This window comes from Rhodococcus sp. 008, assembly GCF_001682295.1.
Lineage (GTDB): Bacteria > Actinomycetota > Actinomycetes > Mycobacteriales > Mycobacteriaceae > Rhodococcus_F > Rhodococcus_F qingshengii.
In genome coordinates this window covers 6,060,075-6,077,548 of record NZ_CP012749.1, presented here as the reverse complement: position 1 = coordinate 6,077,548, position 17,474 = coordinate 6,060,075, and the positions used below count along the sequence as shown (strand labels likewise).

Sequence of the window (17,474 nt, the reverse complement as noted above, 5' to 3'; positions counted from 1 at the left end):
AGTGCTGATATGAAGATCGAAGCCAAGCTCTTCGAGATCCTGACGATGTTCTTCATTCTCGTCGCGATCATCTACGGAGTGTTCACCGCTCTGTCACGCACAGGTATCGAGTGGGCCGGACTGACGGCCATCGTCCTGTCTGCAGGTCTGACGCTCATCGTGGGTACCTACTTCCGCTTCGTCGCCCGTCGTCTGGACACCCGTCCCGAGGACTACGACGACGCTGAAATCTCGGATGGTGCAGGAGAACTGGGCTTCTTCAGCCCGGGTAGCTTCTGGCCGATCCTGCTTGCCGCTGCTGCTGCACTCGCGGCAGTGTCGCTGGCGTACTTCCAGCCGTGGCTCATCGCAGTCGCAGTTGTCTGTGTGCTCGCCGCAGCCGCAGGCCTGGTGTTCGAGTACTACACCGGACCCGAGAAGCACTAGTTTCACCCGCACTCGAACAGAGGCGCCGCACCCACCCGGGTACGGCGCCTCTGTTGTCGTTTATGTGAGTTTCGGTGGTAGGAGGGTGCCTGTCAACAGCCGCTCTCTGTCAATCGTGGAGCGAGTATTCGAGGTCGTAGCGGTGCAGACCGTCGACGACCTCGAGCTCGAGAGTGCCTGAGATGCCCTTCAACTCGCCGGTTCCGGACCCCGGCACGATCTCGTACAGAAGCTTCTGCGTTCCGTCGATCATCTGACCGAACTGCTGCAGGGCGAACGATCCCACAGCTTCGTCGACCTGCCCCGTGACAAACTCCAAAGCGATATAGCCCGCTGCACCGGCTGTCGGATCGCCCGCGGACAGCATCAGGCCGGACGACGTGCCTTCGACGCCGCCGATGAACGTCTTGTCGAACTCGAAGCGTCCGACGCGTCCGGAGAGCTCAGGATCGGCGGGGCGAAGATCGATCTCGAAGGTGCCGCGTGCATGAGATGTCATGGTCCGAGTATCTCACCAGGCGACAACGCCTCGAGGGGACTCCCGAGAACGTGCAACACTCGGTAGATGATTCTCGAACATGCCGTCCTGCAGGTCGATCCGTCGCAGTCAGCGCAATTCGAGGCCGCATTCGACGTGGCCCGAACCATCATCTCCGAGGTTCCCGGATTCATCAGGCTGCGGCTCTCGCACTGCCTGGAATCACCGGAGCGATATCTCCTGCTGGTCGAGTGGGAAGACGTGGAGTCACACACCATCGGGTTCCGTAAGTCGCCAGGATACGAGAAGTGGCGAGAACTTCTCCATCACTTCTACGAGCCGTTCCCGACGGTGGAGCACTATTCGACTGTGCTCGAGGTCTAGCAAAGCGTAGTGCCTGCTGTTGTCGGCGCTCAGACGACGAACCGGGGGAGTGGTGCCCACTTGGAGGTTGTCCATACTGAATCGCTCAGAGAACGAGTGAGGCCCCGAACCGGAATCCGGTTCGGGGCCTCACTGGTCAACTGACGTTCTTAGTGGAGTTCTCCACTGGAACCATCGGACTTGCCGTTGGTTCGGTTCTGGTAGTCCAGAAGGATCTGAAGCTGCTCGTGCTCAGCTTCGTGATGAGCGGCTTCGAGAGCCTCGCTCTCCTCGACTGGGTCAGCGGTGATCAGGCTACCGCTACCGGGCTTGCCGGCGAGGCCGAGCTTGTTCATCTTCTTCGGGACAGCAGCACCCTGGTACTCGAGCGGGATCGGGTGTCCGTGCTCGTCGACGGGGCCGAGCGGCTGGTGGATCTCGATGTACTGGCCGTTCGGCATCCGCTTGATGATGCCGGTCTCGATGCCGTGTTCGAGGACTGCACGGTCACTGCGCTGCAGGCCGATGCAGAACCGGTACGTCACGAAGTACGCGATGGGCGGAAGGATGACCATGCCGATACGGCCGATCCACGTCATTGCGTTCAGCGAGATGTGCAGGTGGTACGCGATGATGTCGTTGATGCAGGAGATCGTGAGCACCAGGTAGAACGCGATGGACATCGCACCGATAGCGGTACGGACCGGCACGTCGCGCGGGCGCTGCAGGATGTTGTGGTGAGCGTCGTCTCCGGTGAGACGCTTCTCGATCCACGGGTACGCGATCAACAGTGCGAAGACGAGGCCCATGATCAGGGCGACGGCGAACACTGCAGGGATCGTGTACCGGTTGAACAGGTAGATCTCCCACGCCGGCCACAGTCGAGCAAGGCCGTCCGTCCACATCATGTAGATATCGGGCTGGGAACCTGCCGAGACCTGTGACGGGTTGTACGGACCGATGTTCCACACGGGGTTGATCTGGAACAGACCACCGAGCAGTGCGAGCACGCCGAAGGTCATGGCGAAGAACGCGCCACCCTTCATCGCGAAGACCGGGAGGATGCGGACGCCGACGACGTTCTGTTCCGTACGGCCGGGGCCGGGGAACTGCGTGTGCTTCTGGTACCAGACCAACGCGAGGTGGCCGGCGATCAGAGCCAGGATGATGCCCGGGAACAGCAGCACGTGAGCGACGTAGAGACGCGGGATGATGAGGTCGCCGGGGAAATCGCCGTCGAAGATCAGCCAGTGCATCCAGGTACCGACGATCGGGATACTCATCGTGATACCACCGAAGGCGGCGCGGAGGCCGGTGCCCGAGAGCAGGTCGTCGGGGATGGTGTAACCGAAGAAGCCTTCGAACATCGCCAGGATGAGCAGCAGGCAGCCTATGACCCAGTTCGCTTCACGTGGGCGACGGAAGGCGCCGGTGAAGAAGATGCGAGCGAGGTGAACGATGATCGACGCCGCGAACATCAGTGCAGCCCAGTGGTGAATCTGGCGAACGAAGAGACCGCCGCGCACCTCGAAGGAGATGTTCAGGGTCGTCTCGTAGGCGCGAGACATCGTGACACCGCGAAGCGGCTGGTATGCGCCCTGGTAGACGACGTGTGCCATCGACGGATCGAAGAACAGCGTCAGGAACACACCGGAGATCAGCAGGATCACGAAGCTGTAGAGCGCGATCTCGCCGAGCATGAAGGACCAGTGCGTCGGGAAGACCTTGTTGATCTGCCGGCGCATGCCTGCGGCGAGGTGGTAGCGGGAGTCCATAGCCTCCGCTTGTCCAGCCGCTGCCGCGCTGATCTTGGACGGTTTGGTTGTTGTTGTGGTCACGGTCGACGCTCCCAAAATGCCGGGCCGAGTGCTTCGATGAAGTCACCGTCGGCGACCAGGAAGCCCTCTTCGTTCACTGTAATAGGCAACTGCGGAAGTGCGCGAGCAGCGGGACCGAAGATCGGCTTGCCGTAGGTCAGTGCGTCGAACTGCGACTGGTGGCAGGGGCACAGAATACGGTTGCTCTGCTGTTCGTAGAGCGAGGTGGGGCAACCCAGGTGGGTGCAGATCTTCGAGTAGGCGAAGTAATCGCCGTAGTTGAAGCTTTCCTGGCCCTTACGCTTGGTGACACGCGCGGTGTCTTCCGTGCGGAGGCGGATGAGCATCACCGAGTTACGAATGCCGCGCAGTGCTGCGAGCAGAGCGTGCTCGTCGCCACGGTCGGACTCGCGGAACGGGAAGACCGTTTCCATCGAACCGGCATCGAGATCTTCCGGGCGAACGAGGACGATGTCCTCGGGACGGCCGGTGTCACGACGCAGGTAGATGGTCTCGCCCGGGTAGTTCGGGGTCCAGCCGGACACCCACAGAGGTGAGTCGTCGCCCTTGGCCCACGGGTTCTTGATGAGTCCGCCGAGGGGCATGACCATCATGACGCCGAGTGCGCCGCCGCCGAACATCAAGCTGCGCTTGATGGCCTTGCGGCGGGGGAGGGTGGACGTCTCGAGGGTGTCGCCGAGCTCGGCGACGATCGTGCGACGATCGACCTCGGTGGAACCACCGTCGTGGCGGTCCTGGATCGAGACCTCTTCGGGGATGAACTTCTTCGTGAACTGAACGGCACCGATGCCGACGCCGAGGATCGCCAGACCCATGGTCAAGCCGATCAGCGGGGTGTACAGGCTGTACTTGCCGTAGTTCTCGTCACCGGCGCCTGCGTACTCCCAGGGCCAGAACAGGTAGATCGCGATGAACGCGATCGCCGAAACGCCGGCGAGGCCGAACCAGAAGGCGACGTTGCGCTCGGCGCGCTTTTCCGCCCTGGTGCCCTTTACCGACCAACGATCACGGCGGTAGACGACATCGACGCCATCGAGATTGGTACCCAGCTTGACCAGGTCGTCGCGTGACATCGCGTCGAGCTCTTCATCTGTGTACTTCTTAGGCGTATCGCCGCCATGCTGGCCAGCGTCGCTCATGACCTTGCTCCGATCCACAATGCTGCACCGACGACAGCGATGATTCCGACGGCCCACATGGCGAGACCCTCAGAGGCCGGACCGAGGCCACCGAGCCCGTACCCACCGGGGTCCTTCGACTCGCCCGACGACTTGACGTAGGCGATGATGTCCTTCTTCTCCTCGATCGTCAGCTGACGATCCGAGAACTTCGGCATGTTCTGGGGACCGGTAACCATGGCAGCGTAGATCTGCTGCTCGCTGGCCGGATCCAGGACCGGGGCGTACTTGCCCGAGGACAGTGCGCCACCGCGGCCGGTGAAGTTGTGGCACGACGCGCAGTTGAGCCGGAAGAGCTCACTGCCGCGTCCGACGTCGCCACCGCGCAGCGAGGACTGGGCGATTTCGCCGTTCTCGTCGCGGATGAGCGTCGGGCCGCCGCCGTTGGCCTGGATGAAAGCGCCGAGGGCGTCGGTCTGCGCAGCATCGAACTTGGGGTCCTTGCGTGCAGCCTGGGCCTCGTTGCGAGCTGCCGGCATACGACCAGAGGAGACCTGGAAGTACACGGCTGCTTCGCCGACGCCGATGAGGCTGGGACCGCGGTCCTGCACGCCCTGCAAGTTCGCGCCGTGGCACGTGATGCATGACGTGTCGTACAGCTGCTTGCCTTCACGAATCAGGGCTGCTGAATCGTCACTGGCGGTCGCAACCTGCGGAGCTGGTGTCAACGCCGAAGCGAGGAAACCTGCGCTGATCAATCCCATCATCAATACGAGCGCGCCAGTGACGCGCCGGCGGATTTTCCGCTGGCGACGCGACTTCGCGGCATTCGCTGAGTTATCGGATGCGGGAGGGGGGGATGAACTCATCTGTATCCCTTTGGTATGTCGGGACGGAACTGGACGTCAGGGGCTGCCTGGGGCGTACAGCTGATTAACGGATGAAATAAATCGTGGCAAACAGCGCGATCCACACGATGTCGACAAAGTGCCAGTAGTACGAAACAACGATCGCGGCGGTGGCCTGGGCGGGCGTGAACTTGCTGACCCGGGTACGTGCGATCAAGAAGACGAAGGCGATGAGACCGCCGATGACGTGCAGACCGTGGAAGCCGGTGGTCATGTAGAACACCGAGCCGTACACGCTGCTCGAAATCGTGGTGCCCTCGTGCACGAGGTGGTAGTACTCGTAACCCTGGCCGGCGACGAAGAACGCCCCCATGACCAAGGTGATGGTGTACCAGCGACGAAGTCCGAAGACGTCGCCACGCTCAGCCGCGAAGACACCCATCTGGCAGGTGAACGAAGATGCGATAAGCACCAAGGTCACCGGCACGGCCAGATAAAGGTTCAATTCGGTTGGCTCCGGCGGCCAATTTCCGTTCGCCTGAGCTCGTGCCACGAAGTACATGGCAAAGAGCCCTGCGAAGAACATGAGCTCACTTGACAACCACACGATGGTGCCAACGCTGACCATATTCGGCCGGTTCAGCGAGTGCACGCGTTGGGTGATTGCCGATCCTGAAGTCCCTACTGCGCTCGTCACAGACAGAAGTATGACGCTTCGTCGTAAGAGACGACCACTCGGGTCCACCATCGGCGCGTCGCTCGGCTCGAGTTCGCGGGATCGGGCGGCGAACGCGCTGGTGGCGTGGTCGGAATATGCTGGCGCGATGGCAGCTACACACAAGAGTAGACCGTGGTTCCTGAGAATTTTCGGCACGAAGATTCCGACACCGCTCGATGCAGGGCGGTCGGATCTGGTCGTCGTTGCCGAAGGCTTCGACGACGCCGAGGCGAGCTCGACGGCTCTCGAACGTGCCGCCTCCACCGAGCCGGAGTTCAGGGCGGAGTCCGAAGTGGTTCTGCGGCATCATCTCGACCTCCCGGAGGGCTCGGTAGCCGATGCCGAGAGCATCGTCGCCCAGGACGGATATGTGCGAGGCGTGGGTCGGCCCGAGGACGTGACTCCGGTGGTCGAGAATTCGGTTCGCGTCGTCTTCGAGCGTGTCCAGGTGCTTGACGCCCTGCATTGCTCCCAGGAGCGGTCACGAATGGCCGGTCTGGCGCAGCGACTCGGTGGTTCGGTCGCCGGGTGGGACGCGCTCCAGCCCCCGATACTTGCGGAGGCGCCGCCCAAACGCGGTCGCAGAAAGTCCTGAGCGGCCCTATTCGGTTTCCTCCTTACCTCACTGACTAGGCTGCGAGGGTCATCGGCAGCACAAAATGGCAGCGCGAAACGACAGCTCGAAATCCAGCCCACTTGAACGACAGGGGACCAAGGCACTATGGCCGGCACCGACGCATCCAACGCCGCGAACGTCGATTCGAGTGCAGTGGTGCGGTCCTGGCCGTTGATTCTCGGTTTGCTCACGGACGGCAGTGACTTGTCGGAAGCCGACAGTCGCTGGGCGATGGGCGAGATCATGTCGGACAACGCCACCTCCGCTCAGATCGCTGCTTTCGGGGTCGGTCTGAAGATGAAGGGCGAAACCCCCGCGGAGTTGGAAGGGCTCGCCGCCGCGATGCTCGAACACTCCAGGCGCGTGCCGGTCGATTCCGACGTCGTCGACATCGTCGGCACGGGTGGTGACCGCTCCAACACGGTGAACATCTCGACGATGGCCTCGATCGTGGTTGCCGCGTCCGGTGTGCGAGTTGTCAAGCACGGCAACCGCGCTGCTTCGTCCAAGAGCGGTGGCGCCGACGTGCTCGAGGCGCTCGGCGTTCGCATCAACCTCGGGCCGGAGCAGGTTGCGAGGTGCGTCGAAGAGGTCGGCATCGGCTTTTGTTTCGCGCCGGTCTTCCATCCCGCACTGCGCTTTGCGGCGGTGCCTCGCAAGGAAATCGGCATTCCGACGGCATTCAACGTGCTCGGTCCACTGACCAATCCGGCTCGTCCGCGTGCCGGGCTGATCGGGTGCGCATTTCCGAAACTGATCTCGGTCGTCGCGGGAGTCCTTGCGCAGCGCGGCAATTCGGCGTTGGTGGTACGGGGAGACGACGGACTGGACGAACTGACCACATCGACGACGTCGACGGTTCACATCGTCGGCGGTGGAAGTGTGCGAACTGTCACGCTGGATCCGCGTGACCTCGGAATCGACCGCGTTCCTCTCGAAGAGTTGCGTGGAGGCGACGCCGAAATCAACGCCACCGTCGCCAGAACGCTGCTTTCCGGGCAGAAGGGGCCGGTCCGGGACGCGGTCCTGCTGAACGCGGGAGCAGCCATCGCGGCATTCAACGGTGTCGGCGACGATCTCGAGAGTGCGATCTCTGCCGGGATGACTGCAGCCGCTGCCGCGATCGACAGCGGCGCGGGCGCTGAACTGCTTCACAAGTGGGCGGCGCTCACCGCCGAGCTGGCCGACCAAGCCTGATCGAGGGGCTATTCACCCAGCGAGAAACCGGCCTCGACGTCTGCGCTGGAGAATGACTGGAACGCAATGTGTGTGGCGGTTCGGAGAACGCCGGGCACCTTGTTGATTCCTCCGGTGACCACGTCGGCGATCTGGGCGTGGTCACGCACTTTCACGATGGCGATCAAATCGACGTCACCTGCGCACGAGTAGACCTCGGTCACTCCGGACAGGTCGGCGACGGCCTGCGCGGTTTCCGGGATCCGAGCGGACTCGGCGTGAATCATGACGATGGCGTTGATCATTTCTCTCCTCGATTTCCCTGCGGGTTGTGATGACCCGGCGGTTTCGATCGAGCTTAGGGGTGCCGCCCCGCCGTTACGTCATCGATGTTCGGATTCGGTTCCGGCTCGGGCGAGTCGGCACCAGGCTTCCCACTTGCCGGCGCCGCTCACAGGTTCGACGTATCCGGATGTCGCCGACACGATTCGGACACCGTCCGACGAGAGCCACCTTGCGATCAGTCCCAGTTCTTCGGGTGACGCGCCGCGGAACGGGGCGTCGTCCGGTAGGACGGTTTCGGCCGCCGCGGTGATGGCGTCGACGACGGGCATCGGGTGAGTCCCACGTCTGGCGAGCCCGGCGGACGCGAGACGCCCGGACCGGATCACCGACAGCTCCCAGCCGCCGTCTCCGGTGGGGCGGGCGAGAACGAGTTGTTCGATCGCCGCGATTGCAGCGAGTCGCTGAGTGCGCCGCACTGCGGTGGCGACTGCGACCGTTCGGTCACGCAGACGAGCAGCATTCTCGAACAACGCGTGTGCGGACAGCTCGTCGATCCGGGCCTGCATCTGTTGGAGGGGAGCGTCGTTGGTTCCTCGGAAGAATCCACGCACGGCCTCAGGGGCGGCCGCGTAGTCCTCTGCGTTGATTTCCGGGGTCCAGGAGGCTGGACACGCCCCCAGTTCGCGAGCGGGGCAGTCAGGGCCGTGAACGGCGCCGCGTCCGAGACGCTTGGTACACGTGCGCAGACGACTGAACTCTGCGACGGTGTCGGCGACGTCGACTGCGTCGCCGCGAGAGGTGAACGGGCCGATCGAATCGGCCGTGGGCGTGCGAACCACGGACAGTCTCGGAAACGCCTCGTCGGTGAGGGTGATCCACCAACCTCGCTTGGGAAACTTGGAGCGACGGTTGTACGGCGGCGCATGCGCGCTCAGCAGTCGTAGTTCACGCACCCCGGCCTCGAGAGAGTGCGCGCACTCGACATGGTCCACGCGGGTGGCCAGCGCGACCATTTCCTTCATCCGGCCGCGGGTCTCCGAACCGGTGAAGTAGTTGCGGACGCGGCGTCGAAGGTCGGTAGCAGTTCCTATGTAGAGGGCTTCGTCGGAAGGACCGCGGAAAAGGTAGACACCGGGGCTTCGCGGCAGGTTTGCGGCGAAGGACCGTTTGGCCCGTTGATGCGAGGAAATGTTGGGCAGGTAGTCGACTAGTTCGCTGTAACTGTGGACACCCTGGTTTCCGACCCTGTCGATCAGTCCGTGGAGGACGTCGACGGTCGCACGCGCGTCGTCGAGAGCCCGGTGCGTCGGCTGGGTGGTCACTTGGAAGAGATGGGCGAGTGCGGAGAGCTTCACCGAAGGTGCTTCGTCGCGTGTGAGTACGCGCCGGGCGAGTTTGACGGTGCACAGGACACGGAACGCAGGCCACGGGCGCGCGCTGCGTGACGCCGCTGCTTTGAGGAAACCGATGTCGAACGGCGCGTTGTGTGCCACCAGCACCGCGCCCTCGGCGAACTCGAGAAATGCAGGCAGGACACGTTCGATGGGAGGTGCGCCGATCAGCATGGCTGTGGTGATTCCGGTCAGTTCGACTATGTACGGCGGAATCGACCGGCCGGGGTCGACGAGTGTTGCCATTTCGCCCAGTACCTCGCCGCCGCGGATCTTGACGGCGCCGATCTCGGTGATGGAGTCCTGGTCGGCGCTGCCCCCTGTGGTCTCGAGGTCGACCACGACAAATGTTGTCTCGCTCAGCGGTGTGTCCAGTTCGTCGAAGCTCAGTTGCCGCCCGACGTCGAACTTCTCCCCGTCGGAGAACGGGGGCGGAGACGGAAATTCTCGGGCCGAGGCGGGACTCACACCGCAGACAGTAGAAGTACCCCCCGACACGAATTCGAGAGTGCAGACACGGAATCCGACCCGCACGGACTTCCGTTGCGAAATCGGTCGATGAACGCCCGACAAAAGTAGGAGAGACGAGGATCACACTGGCGGTGGGAACTCGCGAATGTGGACGCGCGCCTACTTGTGAGTAGGGCGAGTCGAGGGGGTCTTCGGTGCGTCTGTCGACGGCTGAAACCGCGTCCGTGACCGGAACAAGTTCTAGTTTCAAGTAATCATCGTTGAACTGCATGGAAGATCGGATTGTCGGGTTTGGTGAGCCTTGGCAGTGGGTAGCGGGTGCGGGTTTGACGGCCTGGAGTGGGTCGCCGAACCGACCTGTTGTTATCTCCCCGTGACCCGCCGGGCGTATCGCGGGCGCGGCACCACGATTTCCGGCGAATCGGGCGCGATTGTCACGAAGCGGTCGACATCGTCGCGATCATTTCGTAACCTTCCTGAGACCTAACGAAGTCTTGCCGGACCAAACAGGACCGGCATCGTCAGGAACCGCCTAATCGGGATCTCCGCGAGGAACCCGAACCGGGAACCCAAGTTTCCACTGGGGTGAATCCCGCCTGGGGTGCAGCACGCAGGATCGCTGCAGACCACGCGGGTAGGGCTGATCTTCCCAGCCCGAACCCGTCAGCTAACTCGGTCGGCGGATGAATGGAAGAAATGGAGCACCCCTTAAGTGGCGTCACAGAGTTTCAAGCGTTCAGCGCAGTTGGCAGTAGCCGGCGCGCTCGCAGTCGGAGCATTCGCTGCAACCGCTGCACCTGCCTCGGCAGACCCCATCACCATCCCCGGCGTCGGCACGTTCGAGGTTCCGGGCGTTTCTATTCCTCAGTTGCCGGTCATTCCGGGCATCACCGACATCGCACCGGCTGCACCGGCCGCTCCCATCTCCAGTGTTGGTGAGCAGGCAGTTCGCGCCGCAGAGAGCAAGCTGGGCTCCCCGTACGTGTACGGCGCAGCCGGCCCGGACGCATTCGACTGCTCCGGTCTCGTTCAGTGGGCATACAAGCAGGCCGGTCTCAACCTGCCTCGCACGAGCTACGACCAGGCTGCAGCCGGCGTTGCCGTCGCACAGTCCGATCTTCAGGTCGGCGACGTGATCTCCTTCTACGGCGGATCGCATTCGGGCATCTACGCCGGTAACGGCAATGTCATCCACGCGTCGACCGCTGGTCAGCCCGTGAAGCTCGCTCCGGTGTCCTCGATGCCGTACGACGGCGCTCGCCGTTACTGATTTCTGAACACGCTCGACGGCTGTCTCCGGTAGGCAGTCGGAACGATCCGCCGCTGTGATGCGGCGGAGCTCGGGGGAGCTCCGGATCTTCGAATGTGGGCCTCGAATCTTCGATTCGGGGCCCACATTTTCGTTTCGCGACAATTCGCCCGGTACTTCACCCCGACACGCCTACCGGCGAGTAGACACAAACGTATGCCGTTCCGTAACCTTATCGAGACATTGCGCGGCCGAGACAGGTACTGTGGATAGTTGACAGCCAGCTAACAGATCGTCGACCGGTCCCGGTCGGCGTCGCTTCACCGAGACGGAGAGTTGCATTCCGTGGTTTCATCGAAAAACAACAGTCGAGTACGGGCCGCATTGACAGTGGGAGTGCTGGCGTTCGGACTCGTTGCAGGGCCTTCGATGCAGGCCGGTGCCGACCCCGTCATCACCAACCCCACCGAGGCGCTCGACAAGCTCGGTGAACTCTCCCGGGTTTCCGAGCAGACCAACGAAGCGCTGCACAACGCGCAGATCGACCTCGACGCGAAGCTGGCAGTCGCGAATGATGCGGACGTGCGATCGGCAGCCGATCAGGGTCTTCTCGACGCGGCTTCGGCGCGCGTCGCCGAGTTCGCTCCGGCGGTAAACCGTATTGCCACAGCGAATTACCAGGGTGCGCGAACCAATCGCCTCTTTGCGTTGATGGTGAGCGACTCGCCGCAGCAGTTGCTCGACCAGATGTCTGCGCTCGACGTGATTTCCAACGACGCGGCAGTACAGGTCTCTCAGTTCAACCAAGCCACTGCCGATGCGCGTGCCGCCTCGGAAGCGTCGAAGCGATCGGCCGAAGAAGCGCGAACCGCCGCCGATCAAGCCCGCGCGCTCAGTGACGATTTGCAGCGCAAGCAGAGTGAACTGCAGACGCAGATCGCCGACGTGACCAAAGCCTTCCAGAATCTCACCGACGACGAACGTAACCAACTGAGCGGTACGCCTTTCCCGCCGGACGTCGATCTCAGCAAAATTCTGGCTAACTTGACCCCTGGCTCGGGTGCTGCTGCTCTGCAGGCAGGCCTCACGCGGATCGGTGACCCGTACGTCTGGGGCGCGACCGGCCCGAACGAGTTCGACTGCTCAGGTCTGGTGGTGTGGGCCTACAAGCAGATCGGAAAGACTCTGCCGCGATCGAGCCAAGCGCAGGCGCAGGGCGGTGTACCGGTGTCGAGGGACCAACTACAGCCCGGCGACGTCGTGACGTTCTACAGCGACAACTCGCATGTCGGCATCTACGCCGGCGACGGAAACATTCTGCATGCGTCGACGTTCGGCGTACCGGTGAAGGTCCAGTCGATGGCAGGCATGGAGTTCTCCACTGCGCGTCGTTACTGACGGCTTGCTGCGCCTGAGTGGCGTGTGGCCAGCCGCCGTGAAGCGTCGAGTCGAGTTCTCCTACACTCGGCACCGTGCCGACTGAACCGATGACGACGCCCGACGTCGGCGCAGATCGACCACGCCGTTGGGAGTATCCGGCCCTCGTGGCGCTCGGTGTAGCCGTGGTGCTCGTTCTGGGCCTGACGATCTTCCTGACGAACAGGTCCGATTCCGACGAAAACGCCGCCGCCGAACAGGACGCGGAACGCAGCGCTCAAGTCCAGAGCTTTCTCGATGCATGGGCCGCGGCTCAGATGTCCGACGATCCGTCGGGGCTGGCGAAGTTCGTCGACAGTTCCGCCGCACCCGGTGTGCTCGAGGCGGAAGTTCGACGAGCCACTGCAGCGGGAGCGCTCGAATTCTCCGACTGGGGATACGAGATTCCCAGCGGCGGCCTGACTCCGGCGCCGCGAACCGGTGCGCCGGGCGGAGACGTCGAAGTATGGAATGCGCAAGTTCTGTTGCGGTACGCCCTCGACGGCGTCGACGCATTGCCCACGCGCAAGGCAGTGTCCATGACACTCGCGAAACGCGGCGATCAGTGGTCGGTTCTTGCGGACGGGTCGATCGTCGGACTGGACGGCGCCCGAACGGCGGGCGAATCCTGGAACGGCCCCTGGGACTTCGGCCCGCTTGCCGTCGCCGAGAATTCTGCGGGTAACGCGCTGGTGATCGGCCACCCGGGTCAGCAGGCGTTCGTCGACGCTTTGGCTGCCGATGTGGACTCAGCCATCGAGAACACGACGCAGTTGTGGGGGCCGTGGTGGTCCGAGCGCGCGGTGCTCATGGTGGCGGGGTCCGCTGAGGAATTCACCGCACTGGTCGGCTCCCATCACGACGGCGCTTCGATTGCCGCAGTGTCGGTCGCGGATGCGCCGGCGGACGGGTCTTCCGACGTGAGCGGCCAGCGGGTGGTCTTCTCGCCTGCCGCGGCTTCGAGGTTGACCGACATCACCAGGCGAACGGTGTTGCGCCACGAACTGATGCACATAGCCGCCCGATCGAAAACCCGTGACGGGTCGCCGATGTGGGTATTGGAAGGGTTTGCCGAATACGCGGGAAACCGTGGATCCTCGCGGGCCTGGGGTGAGATCGCGCCGACTCTGGCGGCAGCGGTACGCTCCGGCGATACTCCGACCGAGTTTCCGGACGACACGCAGTTCAGCGGTGTACCGGTCGTGAGTTCACTGGCGTACGAATCGGCGTGGTCGATCAACGCGTATATCGCCGATCGATTCGGAGAAGCAAAGCTGACCGACCTCTTTCGCGCTCTCGCCTCCGGAAAGATGACTGCCGAAGACCTCGATTCGCGGATCCGAGCGGTCGTTGGCGTCGGAACCGAGGAACTGCGAGCCGGATGGGTCGACTGGACCAACAGCCATCTGGGCTGAGCGGTTCGCGGCTGGGTCGATTGCAGCGGCGAGGTGCCCTTCGCACGTTTGAAGCACCGAGTGCCCTACGGTGGACGGATGCGCCGGACCCTCTTGGTGACCAACGATTTTCCTCCTCGCCCCGGAGGTATCCAGTCCTATCTCCACACGTTCGCCGGGCATCTGCCGCCGGACAAGTTGGTGGTGTACGCACCGCGGTGGCGGGGCGACTCGCACAAGAAGTTCGATGCGGCACAGCCTTTCGAGGTCGTTCGGCACCCGACGACGCTGATGCTGCCGTCGCCTTTTGTCGCTCGTCGAGCCGCGAAGTTGGTCAAGAAGCACGACTGCGAGTCGGTCTGGTTCGGTGCGGCAGCGCCGTTGGCGTTGTTGGCGCCGGTTGTTCGACGTGCCGGAGCGAGCCGAGTGATCGCGAGTACTCACGGCCACGAGGTCGGATGGTCGATGATTCCCGGTGCGCGGCAGTCGTTGCGTGTGATCGGTGACCACACCGATGCGGTGACGTTCGTCAGCAAATACACCCGTGGGCGGTTCTCGGCGGCCTTCGGCCCGCAAGCGGCGCTCGAGCACCTTCCTTCCGGAGTGGACACGTCAGTGTTCCACCCGGACTCGGTCGCCCGCGCGGAACTGCGTAAGCGATACGGGCTGGGCGAGCGGCCCACGATCCTGTGCCTGTCGCGGCTCGTGCCACGCAAGGGGCAGGACATGCTCATCAAGGCGCTGCCGACCGTACGCAAGAGCATTGACGGGGCGGTACTGGTGATTGTCGGAGGTGGGCCGTACGAGGACCATCTCCGCCAATTGGCGCGTAAGACCGGGATGGACGATCACGTCGTCTTCACGGGCACGGTGCCCGCCGCAGAGTTGGCGGCGCACCACACGATCGCCGACGTGTTCGCCATGCCGTGCCGTACCCGAGGCGCCGGATTGGACGTCGAAGGACTGGGAATCGTCTACCTCGAGGCCTCGGCTACCGGTGTGCCGGTCATCGCCGGGCGCAGTGGTGGCGCTCCGGAAACGGTGCAGCAGAACAAGACCGGGCTCGTGGTCGACGGCACCTCTGTTCGCGACGTCGCCGAATCCGTGATCGAGGTGCTGTCCGATCGTGATCGCGCGGCCGCGATGGGAGCAGCCGGCCGGGCATGGGTTGCCGAAGACTGGAAGTGGGACACGCTCGCTTCCAAACTGCGTAATCTCCTCGGCTGAGCAAACGGGACTCGAACGCGAACGGCCCGCACCGAATTCGGTGCGGGCCGTTCATGTCGGCACGTTCGTGTCGGCAGAGGACTGATCGGCGAAAGACTACTTGGCGTAGATCTTTTCGATGTCGGCGGCAAAGCTCTCGTGCACGACGTTGCGCTTGAGCTTCATCGTGGGCGTGAGTTCGCCTGTGTCCTCGGAGAAGTCGACCGGAAGAATGCGGAACTTCTTGATCGCCTCGGCGTGTGAGACGAGCTTGTTGGCCTCGTCGATGGCGTCCTGGATTTCGCCGACCAGTTCGCCGTCCGAAACCAGGTCGGCCGCTGTGGTTCCTGCGGCCTTGTTGTTGCGCTCGTTCCAGGCGGGAAGAGCTTCGGCGTCGATGGTGATGAGGGCGCCGATGAAAGGCTTCTGGTCGCCGACCACGATGGCCTGGCTGATCAGCGGGTGCGCGCGAAGGGAATCCTCGAGCTGAGCGGGGGAGACGTTCTTGCCGCCTGCCGTGACGATGATTTCCTTCTTGCGGCCGGTGATGGTGATGTAGCCGTCCTTGTCGACGGTGCCGAGGTCGCCGGTGTGGAACCAGCCGTTCTCGATCGACTCGGCGGTCGCCTTCTCGTTGCGCCAGTAGCCGGTGAAGACCACCGGTCCCGAGAGGAGGATTTCGCCGTCTTCTGCGATACGAACGGAGTTGCCGGCCAACGGCTTTCCGACAGAGCCGACCTTCTGTGCGCCGATGGTGTTGACGGCGAACGCTGCGGTGGTCTCGGTCAGTCCGTAGCCCTCGTAGATCGTGACACCGATACCGCGGAAGAAGTGGCCGAGTCGAGCGCCCAGAGGTGCACCACCGGAAATGGCCAGCTGGCACTGCCCGCCGAGCGCTGCGCGCAGCTTCGAGTACACGAGCTTGTCGAAGAGAGCGTGCTTGGCCTTGAGAACGATGCCGGCGCCGCCCTTGTCCTGCGCCTCGCTCCACGCGACGGCGGTGTCTGCGGCCGCGTCGAAGATCTTTCCCTTGCCGTCGCCGTGCGCCTTGGCGCGTGCGCTGTTGTAGACCTTCTCGAACACGCGCGGCACCGAGAGGATGAAGTCGGGCTTGAACTCGCCGAACGTCGGAACGAGGTTCGGGATGTCACTCGTGTGCCCCAGCGCTGCACCGGCGTCGAACGACGCGATGCTGACTGCGCGAGCGAGAACGTGCGCGAGCGGCAAGAACATCAGCGTGCGGACGCCAGGAGTCTTGAGCAGCGTGCCGAGGTTGGAGTCGAGGATGCCCTTCGACTCGGCAATCAGGTTGGAGTGCGTCAGCTGGCAGCCCTTGGGTCGGCCTGTGGTGCCCGACGTGTAGATCAGGGTCGCGGGATCGGATGCCTTCAGTGCCGCGACGCGGGCGTGGACGTCCTCGTCGGAGATGTCGGCGCCCAGTGCGGTCAATTCCTCGACGACACCCTTACCGCCCGCCGCGGCATCGATCTGGTAGACCGTGCGCAGCGCGGGTGCGGCTGCAGCGACGTCCTTCACGGTCGCGGCGTGAGTGTCGTTCTCGACGATGAGGTCGATTGCTTCGGAGTCCTCGAGAATCCAACGAACCTGCTCGGCTGCGGAGGTTTCGTAGATCGGAACCGTCACGCCACCGGCTGCCCAGATGGCGTAGTCGACGAGCGGCCATTCGAAACGCGTCGCCGACATGAGGCCGACGCGGTCGCCCTGCTTGACGCCGATCGCGATGAGGCCCTTGGCGACGGCAGTCACCTGAGCGGCGAAATCGCCTGCAGTGACATCGACCCATGCATTTCCGACTTTGCGCTTGTAGACAACCGCCGCCGGCTTCGTCTTCGCGAAGGCGAAGACCGAGTCGACCGCGGAGGCATCCTCGGGAATGGTGAACGTCTGGGGTGCGCTGAACTCAGGCACGAAATACCTCCGACACTGCGAAATACTGACGAGTAGGGTTTTCGTCTCCTACTGTAGTCGCATGTCCGACGCAGTTGTGGCCAGGCTTACAGTCTGTCCGGTATGTAGTGTTGCGACACCCCTCGACGCTTCGCGGACGCGATATGTGAAGCTACTTCGGTGAGCAGCATTCAGGTCGCAGACCAGACTTTCATCGCCGCCCCGCCCGAGCGGGTCGCCGAACTGTTGTCCTCGCGCGCGCAGTGGCGTCGCTGGTTCAGTGATCTCGAGCTCGAAGTCCGGGAAGATCGCGGTCCCGCAGGATTCCGTTGGGGAGTGTCCGGTCAGCTGGTCGGCACCATGGAGGTGTGGCTCGAACCGGCCATGGACGGGACGATCGCGCACTACTTCCTGCACTGTGAGCCGGTCGGCGTATCGCCGTCCGATCTGGCGACCCTCGACCTCGCCGGGATGAACCGCAAGCGTCGGGTCGATGGCAAGGTCATGTCGTTCCAGCTCAAACGCGAACTCGAAGCGGGACGTGCCGCCGGAGTAGCACCGGACTGATAATCG

Annotated in this window: 17 protein-coding genes and 1 riboswitch; of the genes, 9 read left to right on the top strand and 8 right to left on the bottom strand. The window is 63.4% G+C overall.

Annotated elements, in window-relative coordinates; all coding sequences use genetic code 11:
• Positions 1 to 9: 9 nt before the first annotated feature.
• Positions 10 to 426, top strand: coding sequence for a cytochrome c oxidase subunit 4 (locus tag AOT96_RS27980; RefSeq protein WP_003941723.1), 417 nt, complete (start codon positions 10 to 12; stop codon positions 424 to 426).
• 109 nt (positions 427 to 535) lie between these two features.
• On the opposite strand, the gene AOT96_RS27975 is transcribed toward AOT96_RS27980, so the two are convergent.
• The gene (locus AOT96_RS27975; protein WP_065352589.1) at positions 536 to 925 is read right to left on the bottom strand and encodes a DUF3224 domain-containing protein; all 390 of its coding nucleotides are present in this window, start codon (positions 923 to 925) and stop codon (positions 536 to 538) included.
• Between the two features lie 66 nt (positions 926 to 991).
• Here AOT96_RS27975 and AOT96_RS27970 point away from each other — a divergent pair, with 66 nt between their 5' ends.
• Positions 992 to 1,288: an antibiotic biosynthesis monooxygenase family protein gene (locus AOT96_RS27970; protein WP_003941710.1), complete on the top strand. Its 297-nt coding sequence runs from the start codon at positions 992 to 994 to the stop codon at positions 1,286 to 1,288.
• 149 nt (positions 1,289 to 1,437) lie between these two features.
• Here the strand turns inward: AOT96_RS27970 and qcrB are convergent, their stop codons facing one another.
• From qcrB to ctaE, 4 genes are all read right to left on the bottom strand, one after another.
• Positions 1,438 to 3,042, bottom strand: a complete 1,605-nt coding sequence (gene qcrB / locus AOT96_RS27965) for a cytochrome bc1 complex cytochrome b subunit (RefSeq protein WP_007730057.1) — start codon at positions 3,040 to 3,042, stop codon at positions 1,438 to 1,440.
• A 59-nt stretch (positions 3,043 to 3,101) separates the two neighbouring features.
• On the bottom strand, positions 3,102 to 4,244 hold the full coding sequence (qcrA, locus tag AOT96_RS27960; protein ID WP_007730058.1) for a cytochrome bc1 complex Rieske iron-sulfur subunit: 1,143 nt from the start codon (positions 4,242 to 4,244) through the stop codon (positions 3,102 to 3,104).
• A complete protein-coding gene (gene qcrC, locus AOT96_RS27955) occupies positions 4,241 to 5,092 on the bottom strand; it encodes a cytochrome bc1 complex diheme cytochrome c subunit (protein ID WP_003941682.1) in 852 nt (283 codons plus the stop codon). Before qcrC ends, qcrA begins: the two co-directional genes overlap by 4 nt.
• A 64-nt stretch (positions 5,093 to 5,156) precedes the next feature.
• The gene (gene ctaE, locus AOT96_RS27950; protein ID WP_007730060.1) at positions 5,157 to 5,768 is read right to left on the bottom strand and encodes an aa3-type cytochrome oxidase subunit III; all 612 of its coding nucleotides are present in this window, start codon (positions 5,766 to 5,768) and stop codon (positions 5,157 to 5,159) included.
• 127 nt (positions 5,769 to 5,895) lie between these two features.
• Here ctaE and AOT96_RS27945 point away from each other — a divergent pair, with 127 nt between their 5' ends.
• Complete coding sequence (locus tag AOT96_RS27945; RefSeq protein ID WP_030537046.1) at positions 5,896 to 6,384, top strand: hypothetical protein; 489 nt, start codon at positions 5,896 to 5,898, stop codon at positions 6,382 to 6,384.
• A gap of 126 nt (positions 6,385 to 6,510) precedes the next feature.
• Positions 6,511 to 7,602, top strand: coding sequence for an anthranilate phosphoribosyltransferase (gene trpD / locus AOT96_RS27940; RefSeq protein ID WP_065352588.1), 1,092 nt, complete (start codon positions 6,511 to 6,513; stop codon positions 7,600 to 7,602).
• Between the two features lie 8 nt (positions 7,603 to 7,610).
• On the opposite strand, the gene AOT96_RS27935 is transcribed toward trpD, so the two are convergent.
• Positions 7,611 to 7,886, bottom strand: coding sequence for an Lrp/AsnC family transcriptional regulator (locus AOT96_RS27935; protein WP_003941677.1), 276 nt, complete (start codon positions 7,884 to 7,886; stop codon positions 7,611 to 7,613).
• Positions 7,887 to 7,964: 78 nt separating this feature from the next.
• Positions 7,965 to 9,647 (bottom strand): DEDD exonuclease domain-containing protein, encoded by a 1,683-nt coding sequence (locus tag AOT96_RS27930; RefSeq protein WP_054187293.1) that lies wholly within the window; start codon positions 9,645 to 9,647, stop codon positions 7,965 to 7,967.
• Between the two features lie 600 nt (positions 9,648 to 10,247).
• A riboswitch (cyclic di-AMP (ydaO/yuaA leader) is annotated at positions 10,248 to 10,426 on the top strand.
• 14 nt (positions 10,427 to 10,440) lie between these two features.
• Between AOT96_RS27930 and AOT96_RS27925 the strand changes: the two genes are divergently transcribed.
• The 4 genes from AOT96_RS27925 (at position 10,441) to AOT96_RS27910 (ending at position 15,014) form a co-directional block, all read left to right on the top strand.
• A complete protein-coding gene (locus AOT96_RS27925; RefSeq protein ID WP_003941754.1) occupies positions 10,441 to 10,998 on the top strand; it encodes a C40 family peptidase in 558 nt (185 codons plus the stop codon).
• A gap of 324 nt (positions 10,999 to 11,322) precedes the next feature.
• Positions 11,323 to 12,375, top strand: coding sequence for a C40 family peptidase (locus tag AOT96_RS27920; RefSeq protein WP_003941704.1), 1,053 nt, complete (start codon positions 11,323 to 11,325; stop codon positions 12,373 to 12,375).
• A gap of 74 nt (positions 12,376 to 12,449) precedes the next feature.
• Positions 12,450 to 13,808, top strand: coding sequence for a peptidase MA family metallohydrolase (locus AOT96_RS27915; protein ID WP_231917362.1), 1,359 nt, complete (start codon positions 12,450 to 12,452; stop codon positions 13,806 to 13,808).
• 78 nt (positions 13,809 to 13,886) lie between these two features.
• Positions 13,887 to 15,014: a glycosyltransferase family 4 protein gene (locus AOT96_RS27910; RefSeq protein ID WP_003941734.1), complete on the top strand. Its 1,128-nt coding sequence runs from the start codon at positions 13,887 to 13,889 to the stop codon at positions 15,012 to 15,014.
• A gap of 96 nt (positions 15,015 to 15,110) precedes the next feature.
• On the opposite strand, the gene AOT96_RS27905 is transcribed toward AOT96_RS27910, so the two are convergent.
• Entirely contained in the window at positions 15,111 to 16,922 is a 1,812-nt protein-coding gene (locus AOT96_RS27905) for an AMP-dependent synthetase/ligase (protein WP_047887999.1), read from the bottom strand.
• Between the two features lie 159 nt (positions 16,923 to 17,081).
• Between AOT96_RS27905 and AOT96_RS27900 the strand changes: the two genes are divergently transcribed.
• Positions 17,082 to 17,468 carry a polyketide cyclase / dehydrase and lipid transport gene (locus AOT96_RS27900; protein WP_054827545.1) on the top strand — a complete coding sequence of 129 codons (387 nt, stop codon included), beginning with the start codon at positions 17,082 to 17,084 and terminating at the stop codon, positions 17,466 to 17,468.
• The last annotated feature ends 6 nt before the right edge of the window (positions 17,469 to 17,474 follow it).

What these genes read in the sequence shown, in the direction of transcription:
- AOT96_RS27980 (WP_003941723.1), top strand. Translation starts at nt 10, where the DNA reads ATGAAGATCGAAGCCAAGCTCTTCGAGATCCTGACGATGTTCTTCATT.
- AOT96_RS27975 (WP_065352589.1), bottom strand. Translation starts at nt 925, where the DNA reads ATGACATCTCATGCACGCGGCACCTTCGAGATCGATCTTCGCCCCGCC.
- AOT96_RS27970 (WP_003941710.1), top strand. Translation starts at nt 992, where the DNA reads ATGATTCTCGAACATGCCGTCCTGCAGGTCGATCCGTCGCAGTCAGCG.
- qcrB (WP_007730057.1), bottom strand. Translation starts at nt 3,042, where the DNA reads ATGGACTCCCGCTACCACCTCGCCGCAGGCATGCGCCGGCAGATCAAC.
- qcrA (WP_007730058.1), bottom strand. Translation starts at nt 4,244, where the DNA reads ATGAGCGACGCTGGCCAGCATGGCGGCGATACGCCTAAGAAGTACACA.
- qcrC (WP_003941682.1), bottom strand. Translation starts at nt 5,092, where the DNA reads ATGAGTTCATCCCCCCCTCCCGCATCCGATAACTCAGCGAATGCCGCG.
- AOT96_RS27945 (WP_030537046.1), top strand. Translation starts at nt 5,896, where the DNA reads ATGGCAGCTACACACAAGAGTAGACCGTGGTTCCTGAGAATTTTCGGC.
- trpD (WP_065352588.1), top strand. Translation starts at nt 6,511, where the DNA reads ATGGCCGGCACCGACGCATCCAACGCCGCGAACGTCGATTCGAGTGCA.
- AOT96_RS27935 (WP_003941677.1), bottom strand. Translation starts at nt 7,886, where the DNA reads ATGATCAACGCCATCGTCATGATTCACGCCGAGTCCGCTCGGATCCCG.
- AOT96_RS27910 (WP_003941734.1), top strand. Translation starts at nt 13,887, where the DNA reads ATGCGCCGGACCCTCTTGGTGACCAACGATTTTCCTCCTCGCCCCGGA.